9 protein-coding genes and 3 pseudogenes are annotated in these 12,415 nt (G+C 65.7%); 9 read left to right on the top strand and 3 right to left on the bottom strand.

The window, feature by feature from the left end:
• The first annotated feature begins 14 nt into the window (after positions 1-14).
• The gene (locus tag KZO24_RS08935; protein ID WP_008832804.1) at positions 15-674 is read left to right on the top strand and encodes a glutathione S-transferase; all 660 of its coding nucleotides are present in this window, start codon (positions 15-17) and stop codon (positions 672-674) included.
• 443 nt (positions 675-1,117) lie between these two features.
• On the opposite strand, the gene KZO24_RS08930 is transcribed toward KZO24_RS08935, so the two are convergent.
• Complete coding sequence (locus KZO24_RS08930) at positions 1,118-1,942, bottom strand: flagellin N-terminal helical domain-containing protein (protein WP_036522625.1); 825 nt, start codon at positions 1,940-1,942, stop codon at positions 1,118-1,120.
• A 173-nt stretch (positions 1,943-2,115) separates the two neighbouring features.
• On the opposite strand from KZO24_RS08930, the gene KZO24_RS08925 reads away from it, so the two are divergent.
• Positions 2,116-3,060, top strand: coding sequence for a DUF808 domain-containing protein (locus KZO24_RS08925; RefSeq protein ID WP_271181629.1), 945 nt, complete (start codon positions 2,116-2,118; stop codon positions 3,058-3,060).
• 138 nt (positions 3,061-3,198) lie between these two features.
• Here KZO24_RS08925 and KZO24_RS08920 read toward each other — a convergent pair whose 3' ends face one another.
• Positions 3,199-4,623 carry a glutamate ligase domain-containing protein gene (locus tag KZO24_RS08920; RefSeq protein WP_271181628.1) on the bottom strand — a complete coding sequence of 475 codons (1,425 nt, stop codon included), beginning with the start codon at positions 4,621-4,623 and terminating at the stop codon, positions 3,199-3,201.
• A 58-nt stretch (positions 4,624-4,681) separates the two neighbouring features.
• Here KZO24_RS08920 and KZO24_RS08915 point away from each other — a divergent pair, with 58 nt between their 5' ends.
• The 6 genes and pseudogenes from KZO24_RS08915 (at position 4,682) to dnaN (ending at position 9,726) form a co-directional block, all read left to right on the top strand.
• Positions 4,682-5,491 (top strand): LD-carboxypeptidase, encoded by an 810-nt coding sequence (locus tag KZO24_RS08915; protein ID WP_271181627.1) that lies wholly within the window; start codon positions 4,682-4,684, stop codon positions 5,489-5,491.
• A 42-nt stretch (positions 5,492-5,533) separates the two neighbouring features.
• Positions 5,534-6,061: a VOC family protein gene (locus KZO24_RS08910; protein ID WP_486486085.1), complete on the top strand. Its 528-nt coding sequence runs from the start codon at positions 5,534-5,536 to the stop codon at positions 6,059-6,061.
• A gap of 116 nt (positions 6,062-6,177) precedes the next feature.
• Positions 6,178-7,112 (top strand): annotated as a pseudogene (gene fabD, locus KZO24_RS08905) (ACP S-malonyltransferase).
• Between the two features lie 82 nt (positions 7,113-7,194).
• Positions 7,195-7,959 carry a 3-oxoacyl-[acyl-carrier-protein] reductase gene (fabG, locus tag KZO24_RS08900; protein ID WP_271181624.1) on the top strand — a complete coding sequence of 255 codons (765 nt, stop codon included), beginning with the start codon at positions 7,195-7,197 and terminating at the stop codon, positions 7,957-7,959.
• A gap of 4 nt (positions 7,960-7,963) precedes the next feature.
• Positions 7,964-8,467, top strand: coding sequence for a hypothetical protein (locus KZO24_RS08895; protein WP_486486084.1), 504 nt, complete (start codon positions 7,964-7,966; stop codon positions 8,465-8,467).
• Between the two features lie 139 nt (positions 8,468-8,606).
• Positions 8,607-9,726: pseudogene (gene dnaN, locus KZO24_RS08890) on the top strand (DNA polymerase III subunit beta).
• 71 nt (positions 9,727-9,797) lie between these two features.
• Here the strand turns inward: dnaN and KZO24_RS08885 are convergent.
• Positions 9,798-11,102, bottom strand: coding sequence for an FAD-dependent oxidoreductase (locus tag KZO24_RS08885; protein WP_271181622.1), 1,305 nt, complete (start codon positions 11,100-11,102; stop codon positions 9,798-9,800).
• Between the two features lie 379 nt (positions 11,103-11,481).
• On the opposite strand from KZO24_RS08885, the pseudogene KZO24_RS08880 reads away from it, so the two are divergent.
• Positions 11,482-12,300 (top strand): annotated as a pseudogene (locus KZO24_RS08880) (PAS domain-containing protein); the annotation flags it as partial.
• Between the last annotated feature and the right edge of the window lie 115 nt (positions 12,301-12,415).

The raw sequence follows: 12,415 nt of genomic DNA, 5'->3' as shown, positions 1-12,415 counted from the left end.
TGAAGGGGCAGGTCATGGTCGATTCCGGTGCTACGCTGACGATCTCCAGCAAGACCTATTCGGCATGGTCGCTGCGCGGCTGGCTGCTGTGCCGTCTTGCCGGGCTGGAGGTGACCGAGAAGATGGTCGCCAACGATGCCGCCAACCGCGCGGAACTGCTGCTGCTCTCGCCCTCGGTGCTGGTGCCGCGCCTGACGTGGCAGGGAGCGAGCGTGTGGGACACGCTGGCGATCGCGGAGTTCCTCAACGAGCGGTTTCCCGATGCGCAGATGCTTCCGGCCGACCCGATCGCACGAGCGCATTGCCGCTCGATATCGGGAGAGATCCACTCGGGCTTCACCAACTTGCGCTCGGCGCTGCCGATGAACCTGAAGGTGCGCCATGCGAAGTTCCCGGTGTTCTCCGGCGCGCGTCCCGACATCGAGCGGATCGAGGCGATCTGGCTCGAGTGCCTCGATCGTTACGGCGGCCCGTTCCTGTTCGGGGCGCAGCCGACCGTGGCGGACGCGATGTATGCCCCGGTGACGACGCGCTTCGTCAGCTACGCGGTGGCGCTGCCGGAACCGTGCGAGGCCTATTGCCTGACCATCGCCGAATGGGACCCGATGCGCGAATGGATCGCCGCCGCCAAGGCCGAGCCGGAAGAGATGGAAGAACTCGACGTAGAGTTCTGAGCATCCTCCCTGTCGCGAAGCGATGGGGAGGGGGACCGCCCGCGAAGCGGGTGGTGGAGGGGTTGATCCCCTCCGTCAGCGACTGCGTCGCTGCCACCTCCCCATCGCTGCGCGACAGGGAGGATATGCCTGGTCCGCTTTCCTACACCAGGCGGCATCCGATACATTGCGCCCCATGCCCTGCCGAACCGCCTCGCACTCCACAAGGTTACACCACAAGGTGACACTTCCTTCGCGTAAGGTGACACATCGTCCGCAAAATGTGTCACCTTACGCTCCTAAGGTGACACATTCCGGCCCTAAGGTGACACCTTTGCCCTCTGGACCGTGTAAACCGTGTAAACCTGTCACCTTGTGCAGACACGGAAACGCCCGACGGTCGGGGGAAACGACCGCCGGGCTTCCGGGCCTTCCGGGGGACGGGAAGGCTTGTATCCAGTCTCTTAGCGCAGCAGCGAGAGGACGTTCTGCTGGCTCTGGTTGGCCTGTGCGAGCATCGCGGTGGATGCCTGGCTGAGGATCTGCGCCTTGGCCATCGCGGTGGTTTCGGCCGAGTAATCGGCGTCCTCGATGCGGCTGCGGGCGTCGGCCAGGTTGGTGGTGGTGTTGGTCAGGTTGTTGATCGCCGATTCGAGGCGGTTCTGGCCGGCACCGAGCGAGGCGCGGGTGGCGTTGACGTCCGACAGCGCCGCATCGACGTTGGTGAGCGTGGTCGCCGCCTTGGTCGCATCGGTCACGTCGAGGGCAGTCGCCGAGACCTTGGTGCCGTCGATCGCCTTGGAGGTCAGCACGACCTGCTGGCCGCCCTGCGAGCCGGTCTGGATGTTGAAGGTGAGGTCGGCGCCCGCGGTGGTCGAGATCAGCGTGTTGCCGTTGAACTTGGCCTGCGTGAAGCTGTCGTTGATCTGCGTGGTGAGCGCGGTCACTTCCTGCTGCATCGCCGCGCGGTCCGAGGTCTGGTAGGTGCCCGAGGCCGACTGGATCGCCAGTTCGCGCACGCGCTGCAGCATGTTGCCGACTTCCGACAGCGTGCCTTCGGCGGTCTGCGCCAGCGAGATGCCGTCGTTGGCGTTGCGGATGCCTTGGCTCATGCCGCGGATCTGCGAGGTCATCGAGGTCGAGATGGCGAGGCCCGCCGCATCGTCCTTGGCCGAGTTGATGCGCTTGCCGGTCGACAGGCGCTCCATCGCGGTGCCGAGAGCCTTGTTGGCCGAATTCGAAGCGTTCGAGGCGCGGATCGCGCTGATGTTGGTGTTGATGACTGACATGTGTTGAACCCCGGTAAGCCTTTCGAGCGGCCCCGGAAGTGGAGCGCTCTTCACATGTCGAGAAGAACGGCGGGTGCGCGCAGGATTTAAGTCCGTTTCGCTTTCGCTTGATCGCAGACTGATTACCCCGCATGCAGCGGCTTCGTTCGCACTTGCAAACAAAAGGAAATAGAATGCCTTCCGGCCTTGTCGCCCTGCTTGACGACGTTGCGGTCATCGCTCGTGCCGCTGCCGCCTCCATGGACGACGTGGCGGCGGGGGTGGCCAAGGCCGGGACCAAGGCGGCGGGCGTGGTGATCGACGATGCGGCGGTGACGCCGGGCTACGTCACCGGCTTCACGCCCGATCGCGAACTGCCGATCATCTGGAAGATCACAAAGGGCTCGCTGTTCAACAAGCTGGTGATCCTGCTGCCGGTAGCGCTGCTGCTGAGCGCCTTCCTGCCGATGGCGATCACCCCGATCCTGATGGCGGGCGGCCTCTACCTCGCGTTCGAGGGCGCCGAGAAGGTGCTGGAGAAGCTGGGCGGCGAGAAGCACGGCGAGACGCTGGACGATCCGGTGAGCGATGTCACCACTTTCGAGAAGACCCGCGTTGCCGGGGCGATCCGCACCGACCTGATCCTCTCGGCTGAGATCATGGCGATCGCGCTGTCGCAAGTGGAGGATTCCAGCTTCATCGCCCGCGCTGTGGCACTGGCGGTGGTGGGCATTCTCATCACCATCGGCGTCTATGGCGCGGTGGCGCTGATCGTGAAGATGGACGACGTCGGCCTGCACCTGACCAAGAAGCCGGGCGCGAGCGCGCAGGCGCTGGGGCGCGGGCTGCTGAAGGCCATGCCGATCGTGCTCAAGGTTCTGGGCAGCGTCGGCACGGTGGCGATGCTGTGGGTCGGCGGCGGGATTATCCTCCATGGGCTCGAGGAACTGGGCGTCCCCGGGCCTGCCCATGTCTCGCACGGTATCCAGCACGCGCTGGCCGAGGCAACCGGGCCGGTGGGGCCGGTGTTCGGCTGGCTGGGCTATGCGCTGGCTTCGGCGGTGGTCGGGCTGGTGCTCGGCGCGGTGGTGGCGGTGATCGTCCACCTCGTCGCCAAGGCGCGCGGCAAGGGGCACTGAGGCGGCGTTTGCAGGCGGTGTCGTCCCGGACTTGATCCGGGACCGCTGGCCGTGGACAGCCCGGAACGAAGCGAGGCGCCCCGCTGATAGCCCTCGCCTCAAGACTGCCACCGGTCCCGGATCAAGTCCGGGACGACGTCAGGGCAAAGCTGCCAGAACATCCTTCGCAAACACCGTCAGTGTATCGTCGCGTGCGCCCATGATGACCACGCGGTCGCCGGGACGGGCGATCTCCGCGATCCTCGCGGCGCAGTCCTCGCGGGCAGGGACATACTCCGCCTTGCCGCCATGGCTTTCGATCAGCCGGACGATCCGCTCAGAGCCTTCGCTGCGATCCACGGTGCCGCCGAAGTAGACCGGGTCGCACAGGATGGTCAGGTCGTCCGGGCCCAGCTTGCGGGCGATGACTTCGGCCAGTTCGGCGCCCATCTGCCGCAAGGGACCATAACCGTGCGGCTGGAAGAGCGCGATGACGCGGCCCGGATGTACCTTGAGCGTCGAGAGCGTCGCCGAGACCTTGTCAGGATTGTGCCCGAAGTCGTCGATCACCGCGATTCCCGAGGGCGAGATGCCCACCACGTCGAAGCGCCGCGCCAGCCCTACGAAACTGCCGAGCGCGACCACCGCCTCGGCCACCGGCACGCCTGCGGCATTGGCGGCAGCGATCGCGGCGAGCGCATTGTAGAGGTTGTGGCGGCCGGGCACCTTCAGTGTCAGCGCATGCTCGGTGCCCTCGCGCCTGTCGAGGATCGTGGCGGACAGCGAAGTCGGCTCCTCGACCACGTCGATCGCGGCGATCTGGGCGTCGGGCGAAGTGATCCCGAAGGTCACCAGCGAGCGCGCCCGATGGGCTAGTGCGGCGGTTTCCGCATCGTCGAGGTTGATCGCCGATACTTCGGCGCGGGCGAGGAAGTCGCCGAACAACTCGCGCAGTTCCTCGAGGCTCTTGTGATCGAGGCTGACGTTGCCCAGCACCGCCACCTTGGGGCGATAGAGCGCGATCGAGCCGTCGCTCTCGTCCACCTCTGACACGAAGGCATCACCCTGTCCGACGCGGGCACTGGCAAAGGGCGCATCGGGGCTGACGAAGTTCTTCATCACCGCGCCGTTCATGATCGTCGGATCGCGACCTGCCGCGGTCATGATCCAGCCGGTCATGCCGGTGACGGTCGATTTGCCCGAGGTGCCGCCAATGGCCACGCCGAAGGGCGCGGCATTGAACAGTGTCGCCAGCAACTGCGCGCGGCTCATCCGGGGGCACCCGAGCTGCGTCGCCCGTACCACTTCGGGCACAGTGTCCTCCACCGCAGCCGAGGCCACCAGCGTTTGCTCGGCCGAGGTCACGCCGCTGCCGTCCTGCGGGAACAGTTCGAAGCCCAGCGATTCGAGCCAGGCGAACTTCTCGGGCGTCCGGCCCTGGTCGCGGCTGCGGTCCGAGCCGCCGATGCTCGCGCCGTGGCCCTTGAGGATCAGCGCCAGCGGCAGCATGCCGGAGCCGCCGATGCCGCAGAAGAACCAGGGGTGAGTAGTGAGGTCGCTGGAGGGCGTTGGCAGGTCGGTCATAGACCGCAAGCCGTATGCGGCCTTGCCCGCCGTGACAACCTCGATAGGAATGCATGGCATGACACGTATCGCCGTCTGCGCACCGTCCACCCCGATCACCCGCGAGGATGCCGAGGCCGTGCTCGCGCTCGCCGCTGCCGAGTTTCCCGGCATGGAACTCGTCGTTCACGAGCAATGCTTCGCGCAGGAAGGGCACTTCGCCGGAACTGACGAACAACGCCTCGGTGCTCTGCTGGAGTGCGCCAACGATCCATCCGTCGATGCCGTGTGGTTCGCGCGGGGCGGCTACGGTGCGTGCCGGATTGCGGAGGCCGCGCTGGAGCAGATGGGTCATGCGGCGGTCGGCAAGACCTACCTCGGTTATTCGGACGCAGGCTATCTGCTTGGCGGGCTCTATCGCGAGAGGATCGGCAAGCCCGTCCACGGCCCCATGCTGGCGGACATTCGGCGCGCAGGTGGCGCCGACGCGGTTCGCCGTGCGCTTGCCTATCTTTCGGGCGAAAGGGACGGCCTGGAACCCTCGCTTGGCGGCGAGCGCCACGCCGTCGCCGCCTTCAACCTGATGACGCTGGCCATGCTTGGTGGCACGCGGCTGATGCCGGGGCTCGCCAACCACGTGGTCATGGTGGAGGAAGTCTCGGAATATCTCTACGCCGTCGACCGCCTGTTCTTCCACGCGACCGCGCATCTCGGCGGTATCGCGGGCCTTCGCCTCGGCCGCGTCAGCGACGTGCCGGAGAACGACCGCCCCTTCGGCACCGATGCCGAGCAGATCGCGCGCTACTGGTGCGAACGCCACGCGATCGCTTTCCTTGGCGCGGCGGACATCGGCCACGATGCCGCAAATAAGATAGTTCCCTTCGGCTGACGAAGACGCCACTCTCCGGCTCAAACAGAACGGGAGAGACTGATGGCGCCCTTGCCGATCCGCCAGATCGCCTACTTCGTGCCGGATGTGCGCGCCGCCGCGCGGGCCCATTCCGCGGCCTTCGGCTCCGGGCCTTACTACGTGGCCGACCATATCGCGCTGACCCGCGCTGTCCATCGCGGGGTAGAGCGCGAACTCGATCACTCCAGCGCCTACGGCCAGTGGGGCGAAGTGATGATCGAGTTCTGCCAGCAGAACAATCCCGGCCCTTCGGCCTTTCATGACCTCTATCCGGAAGGCTCGGGGAGGGAGGGACTGCATCACGTAGCCTTGTTCGTCGATAATCTGGATGCAGCCGTCGCCGACTTCACCGGGCGAGGGGCTGCGCTGGCGCTAGACGCGCAGATGACCGACGGGTTCCGTTACGTTTTCCTCGATACGATAGCAACTTACGGGCACATGCTCGAATTGTACGAGCCGACCGACAACCTCAAGGGCTTCTACGAATACGTGCGGCGCAAGGCGGGCGACTTCTCGAAGGGCGTCACCCAGGACATCGCTTTCGGGTGACGTGCGTGTCTCAGGGCTTGCCCTGAGCGGCCAAGGTCAATAACCCGCCGCGCCACAATCGATTCGCAATCGGCGAGAGGCTCGCGCCCGCCGTGCAAGCCAAGGAGCGGTCGCAGATGCGTGCATTCGTTTTCCCCGGACAGGGTAGCCAGAAGGTCGGCATGGGTGCCGAACTCGCACAGGCCAGCGCCGTCGCGCGCGAGGTCTTCCAGGAGGTCGACGAAGCGCTCGGCCAGAACCTCTTCCGCATCATGAGCGAAGGCCCCGAGGACCAGCTCACCCTCACCGAGAACGCCCAGCCTGCGATCATGGCCAACGCCATCGCGGTGCTGCGCGTGCTGGAGAAGGAAGGCGGCATCAGCCTCGCCGACAAGGCGGACTTCGTCGCCGGTCACTCGCTGGGTGAGTACACCGCGCTCTGCGCCGCAGGGGCCTTCAGCCTCGCCGACACCGCGCGCCTGCTGAAGCTGCGCGGCCAGTCGATGCAGGCCGCCGTGCCGGTTGGCGTGGGCGCCATGGCCGCGTTGCTGGGCGCCGACATCGAGAAGGCCACTGCGCTCGCCGAAGCGGCGGCCGAAGGTCAGGTCTGCACCGTAGCCAACGACAATGACCCCACGCAGGTCGTGATCTCGGGCCACAAGGAAGCGATCGAGCGCGCCATCGCGCTGGTCAAGGATCACGGCATCAAGCGCGGCATCGCGCTGCCGGTCTCGGCACCGTTCCACTGCCCGCTGATGCAGCCCGCCGCCGACGCCATGGCCGAGGCGCTTGCCGCGACCCTCCGGGCGCGCTGCGGGTGGCGCTGTTCGCCAACGTGACGGCTTCGGTCGTGACCGACCCGGCCGAAGTCCAGCGCCTGCTGGTGGAGCAGGTCACCGGCCGCGTCCGCTGGCGCGAGAGCGCGATCGCGATGCACGCGGCGGGCGTGGAGCGCTTCGTCGAGATCGGCGGCAAGGTCGTCGGCCCGATGATCAAGCGCTCGGCGGGCGAGGTGGACGTCGTGGCCGCGATCTCGATGGCTGAAATCGAGGAGCTGGCCAAGAGCCTCTGATTTTCCGCATGGCCCCGGGCTTGACCCGGGGCCGCACGCCGTCAGATGAAGCATCGCCGGGATGGCGATCTAGGAGTTTCTCATGTTCAACCTCAACGGAATGACTGCCCTGGTGACCGGCGCAAGCGGCGGGATCGGTTCGGCCGTGGCCCGCGCGCTGGCGGCGCAAGGTGCGCGCCTCGCAATCTCGGGCTCTAATGCCGACAAGCTGCGCGCCTTCCGCGAAGAACTCGACGAGCACACCCCGCAGCATCTGCAGGAAGTCGACCACGTCTCCATCGCCTGCAACCTGGGCGATGCCGAGCAGGTCGAGAAGCTGGTCCCCGCCGCGCTCGAGTCGCTGGGCCAGATCGACATTCTCGTCAACAATGCCGGCATCACGCGCGACAACCTCGCGATGCGCATGAAGGACGAGGAATGGGATCAGGTGATCCGCATCAACCTCGAATCGACCTTCCGCCTGATGCGCGCCGTGACTAAGCCGATGATGAAGGCGCGCTATGGCCGCATCATCAACGTGACCTCGGTGGTCGGCACCACCGGCAACCCCGGCCAGATGAACTACTGCGCGGCCAAGGGCGGCATCACCGCCATGTCCAAGAGCCTCGCGCAGGAAATCGCCAGCCGCGGCGTGACGGTGAACTGCATCGCACCGGGCTTCATCCGCACGCCGATGACCGACGTGCTGCCCGACGCGCAGAAGGACGCGCTCAACGCCCGCATCCCGATCGGCCGCATGGGCGAGGGCGACGAAATCGCCGCAGCCGCCGTGTACCTTGCCAGCAGGGAAGCGGGCTACGTCACCGGCCAGACCCTGCACGTCAACGGTGGCATGGTGATGGTGTGATCTGATGCAACGGTGGGCACGGTTTTCGGCGCTTGCGGCTTTGCTCGCGGCGTTGGGATCGTGCTCGTCAGAGCATGAGATGACGGCCCGGATGATCGGCGGGCGGCTGGCCTTCGATGCCTTGGGCGGCTGGTGGTCGCGCGCTGATTGCTTCTATTCGATCGATGTCCGAGCACAGAGCGGACCTTCTGCGAATCTAGAGGTCGGCGATGACGAAGATCGAGTCACGTCCGGAACCTACTGGTTCGACTGGCGCGATTCCTGCGAGAACGCTTATCCGGTGTTCTACGGTCAAGTTCTCAAGGGCGGGCGCTATCGTGGCCAGAATGGAGCGGTATGGCCACATGTGTCGCCCAAACCCTTGCTTGCCAACGTCATCTACAGTGCAAGTACGCTGAGTCCCGGCTCCAGTTATGGCTCGGTCTACTTTCGGCTCGATGGCCATGGCGGCGTGCAGGTGCTCGACTGGAAGGACGTGGAACGCTCCGCCTCGCCAAGTTCTCCATAAGAACCCTTGATTTATCCCCAGATTCGCGGTTTTCCGCCCACATCCGGCTTGCCGCGCTCCGGACTCCCGTTAGAGATAGTCGTCCGAATTTAAGGGATATCCTTATCCCGTGCCCGACCAAGGGGGACTTGAGGCTGTCATGAAGGCCACTATCGAACGTTCCACGCTGCTGCGCTGCCTTTCCCACGTGCAGTCGGTCGTCGAGCGCCGCAATACCATTCCGATCCTCTCGAACGTGCTGATCGAGGCCGCCGCCGGCGGTGCGCTCAAGATCATGGCGACCGACCTCGACCTGCAGGTCGTGGAAACGCTGAGCGCGGTTTCGGTGGAGCAGGCGGGTGCGATCACCGTCTCGGCGCATCTGCTGTTCGACATCGCGCGCAAGCTGCCCGAGGGCAGCCAGGTCAGCCTCGATCTCGGCGGACAACCGCATGGTCGTGAAGGCCGGTCGCAGCCGCTTCCAGCTGCCGACGCTGCCGCGCGACGACTTCCCGATGATCGCGGAAGGCGAACTGCCGACCAGCTTCGAGGTGCCCGCCGCCACGCTGGCACAGTTGATCGACCGCACCCGTTTCGCGATCTCCACCGAAGAGACGCGCTACTACCTCAACGGTATCTTCCTGCACGTCAGCGACGAGGAACTGAAGGCCGCCGCCACTGACGGTCACCGTCTGGCGCGCTTCACCATCGCCCGTCCGGACGGCTCGGAAGGCATGCCCGACGTGATCGTGCCGCGCAAATGCGTAGGCGAACTGCGCAAGCTGCTCGAAGAGGCGCTGGACACCAACGTGCTCGTCGATCTGTCTGCCAGCAAGATCCGCTTCACGCTGGGCGGCGAGCACGGCGTGGTGCTGACCAGCAAGCTGATCGACGGCACGTTCCCGGACTACACCCGCGTTATCCCGACCGGTAACGACAAGCTGCTCAAGGTCGATCCCAAGAGCTTCTTCCAGGGCGTGGACCGCGTGGCGACGATCGCCACCGAGAAGACCCGCGCGGTGAAGATGGCGCTGGACAGCGACCGGATCACCCTGTCGGTCACCTCGCCCGACAATGGCACGGCAGCGGAGGAAGTGCCCGCGCAGTACGCCGCTGAAGGCTTCGAGATTGGCTTCAACGCCAATTACCTCAAGGACATCCTCGGTCAGATCGACGGCGACACGGTGGAACTCCACCTTGCCGACGCGGCCGCGCCGACGCTGATCCGTCAGGACGACAAGAGCCCCGCGCTCTACGTGCTGATGCCGATGCGCGTCTGACCTTCGCGGCAGGCAAGAGAAAAGGGCCGGGGCGAAAGCTCCGGCCCTTTTTCTTTGTCATGGCTAAGGGTTCAGGCCCGTCCGGTGGCCTCGATCATCTTTTCCAGTTCGACGAACTTCTCGCGCGGGGCGCCATCGCGGGCAGCGGCGACTTCGGCTTCGTCGATCTTCTGCCAGTCGGTGAACTTGACGACCTGGATGCTGCGTTCTTCCGCGAGGGCATCGAAGCCGGGGCGGCCCGGTTTGCCGGAATCGCCCTTCATGTCCGCCGCGATCTTCTCGACGATGGCAAAGCCGTCCGGTCGGTTGGTGCCGATCGTCCCGGTCGGCCCGCGCCGTGCCCAGCCCACGCAGTAGAGACCGGGGGCGATGCGGCCTTCGATGTTGGCGAAACGGCCGCCCTGCTCGTCATAGGGCACGTCGGGGATCGGCGAAGTCTGATAGCCGATGCAGGCCACGACGATCCCGGCAGGGATGCGATAGGTTTCTCCCGTGCCGATGGCCTTGCCGTTCTCCAGGCGGGTGCGCTCCACTTCCACCGCTTCGACATGGGTGTCGCCGAGGATGGCCTTCGGGGCGGCGAAGAAGTCGAATTCGACCGTGACGTCATCGGCGCGCGGGTTCTGGTTGGTCGCGAAGGCGCGCAGCAGACCGAGGGATTTGCGAAGCCCCGTATCGAGGCCCGCGTCGGCTTCCAGCGGAGGCAGGTCGGCGGCATCCACTACGGGGTGCGCGCGTTCCAGCTTGGCGAGTTCGCCCAGTTCCTTGGGCGTCATCGCGATCTGATGCGGTCCGCGCCGCCCGAGGATCACGATGCGCCGCACCGCCGAATTGTGCAGGGCGGCGAGGGCATGGGCGACGATGTCAGACCCCGCGAACTCCGCCTCCGACTTGGCGAGGATACGCGCCACGTCAAGCGCGACATTGCCGTTGCCGACGATGACGGCGGTGTCGTGGCCCAGTTGCGGGTCGAGTCCGGTGAACTGCGGATGGCCGTTGTACCAGCCGACGAAGGCGGCGGAGCCGAAGACGCCCGGCAATTGCTCACCGGGCAGGCCGAGCTTGCGATCGTGCGGCGCGCCGGTGGCGAGGACCACGGCGTCGTAAAGGTTCTGCAATTCGGCGACCGTCACGTCCCGGCCCAGCATCACGTTGCCGACGAATCGGACGTTGCGGGTGAGCGCCGTGTTTTCATAGCGACGGGCGACCGCCTTGATCGATTGATGGTCGGGCGCGACGCCGGTGCGGATCAGACCGAAGGGCACGGGCAAAGTGTCGAATATATCGACGTGCACCTCATCGCCCCACTGCTTGAGTGCGGCTTCGGCGGTGTAGTAGCCCGCCGGGCCGGATCCGACGATGGCGATGTGCCGCATGGCTATGTCTCCCGTATCTGGCCGACTTCGTTGCCGGCCGGTTGAATGGAAGCAAGCACGGCGACGAAGCGGTATCAAGTGAAATGCTTCGGATTCCGGATCGTTGCCCGATCGATTGCGGTCGCCTCGCTTAACGGTTTCGCAACGGCGGCAAAGGCATGGTCGCGGGCATGAAGAAACCGGGTCTGCGTGGCGAACGACAGGCGGCGCATTCGGGCGCCGAGCGAGGGCTCCTGCCCGCAGCGCAGGAGGCGAAGAACGATTCGCACGGCGATGCCGCTCCCGCTGCGTCCTCCCCTTCGCCGGGTTCGCTCGATGGAGCGGGCGGCCCGATGCCGGAGACTGCCTCCATTATTTCACGTGTCGCCGCTGGGTCCTGATGGGGCCGGCGCTGCTTGTCAGTGCGCTACTGATGGGCCTTATATCCGGGACATTGCCGGACATGGTGGCAGGCCTGTGCATGGCCCTCGGCATGGCGCTGTGCCTGCCTGCTTCGATCTATGCGCGCATGGAGCGCAGGGTGGTTCACAATGGATGGCAGCGCTATCCGCTGCTGTTCGTCGCGATCCTGCTGCCGATGATGCTGTTCGGCTTCGGAGCGGCGCGCTGGACGAACCTGCACCCGCACCTTGGCTGGGAGGTGACGGTCAACATCTTCGTCATCGTCGTGCTGATGGCGACGGCGTTGCTGGAGAATCGACTGACTTCGATCATTGCTGCGACGATCGGGCTATGGGGTGGCGGCTCGCTCCACGCTGGCTCGATGGCCTCGTTCACACTGCTGACGGTAGGCACGGTGATCGGCCTGCTCATGGCGATCCGGCAGGCGCGTACCGCGTCGTCGCAATCGAATCGCCACGCAGAGCGCGAGCGCGAGCAGCGCCGCGCCGAACAATTGCTGCATGAGTACGAGCAGACCGGGCAGGGCTGGTTCTGGGAGACCGACCGTCAGGGCAAGATCACGTATGTGACCCGGAGCATCGCCGCCTTGTTGGGCAGCACCGTGTCCGAGATGGAGGGCAAGCCCTTCACCGGCATGTTCATGCTGGAGGCTGCGGGGCAGGAGGGGGAGCGCACGCTGGTGTTCCATCTCAACACGCGCTCCTCGTTCCAGGACCTGGGCGTGCGTGCTGCGACGGGCGAGAAGGACGAGCGCTGGTGGTCGATCTCCGGTCGCCCCGTGCTCGACCAGTTCAACAATTTCATGGGCTTCCGTGGGTCGGGCACGGATCTGACCGAAAAGCGTCGCTCGCAGGCACACGTCACACAGCTAGCCCGGTTCGATCTCGCTCACCAAGCTTGCCAACCGCTTC

It is taken from the genome of Novosphingobium sp. NFX11, assembly GCF_057376415.1.
This window is presented reverse-complemented; position numbering and strand designations above follow the sequence as displayed.

Bases quoted from the DNA above. Each gene is read 5' to 3' on its own strand.
- KZO24_RS08935 (WP_008832804.1), top strand. From the start codon at position 15: ATGGTCGATTCCGGTGCTACGCTGACGATCTCCAGCAAGACCTATTCG.
- KZO24_RS08930 (WP_036522625.1), bottom strand. From the start codon at position 1,942: ATGTCAGTCATCAACACCAACATCAGCGCGATCCGCGCCTCGAACGCT.
- KZO24_RS08925 (WP_271181629.1), top strand. From the start codon at position 2,116: ATGCCTTCCGGCCTTGTCGCCCTGCTTGACGACGTTGCGGTCATCGCT.
- KZO24_RS08920 (WP_271181628.1), bottom strand. From the start codon at position 4,623: ATGACCGACCTGCCAACGCCCTCCAGCGACCTCACTACTCACCCCTGG.
- KZO24_RS08915 (WP_271181627.1), top strand. From the start codon at position 4,682: ATGACACGTATCGCCGTCTGCGCACCGTCCACCCCGATCACCCGCGAG.
- KZO24_RS08910 (WP_486486085.1), top strand. From the start codon at position 5,534: ATGGCGCCCTTGCCGATCCGCCAGATCGCCTACTTCGTGCCGGATGTG.
- fabG (WP_271181624.1), top strand. From the start codon at position 7,195: ATGTTCAACCTCAACGGAATGACTGCCCTGGTGACCGGCGCAAGCGGC.
- KZO24_RS08895 (WP_486486084.1), top strand. From the start codon at position 7,964: ATGCAACGGTGGGCACGGTTTTCGGCGCTTGCGGCTTTGCTCGCGGCG.
- KZO24_RS08885 (WP_271181622.1), bottom strand. From the start codon at position 11,102: ATGCGGCACATCGCCATCGTCGGATCCGGCCCGGCGGGCTACTACACC.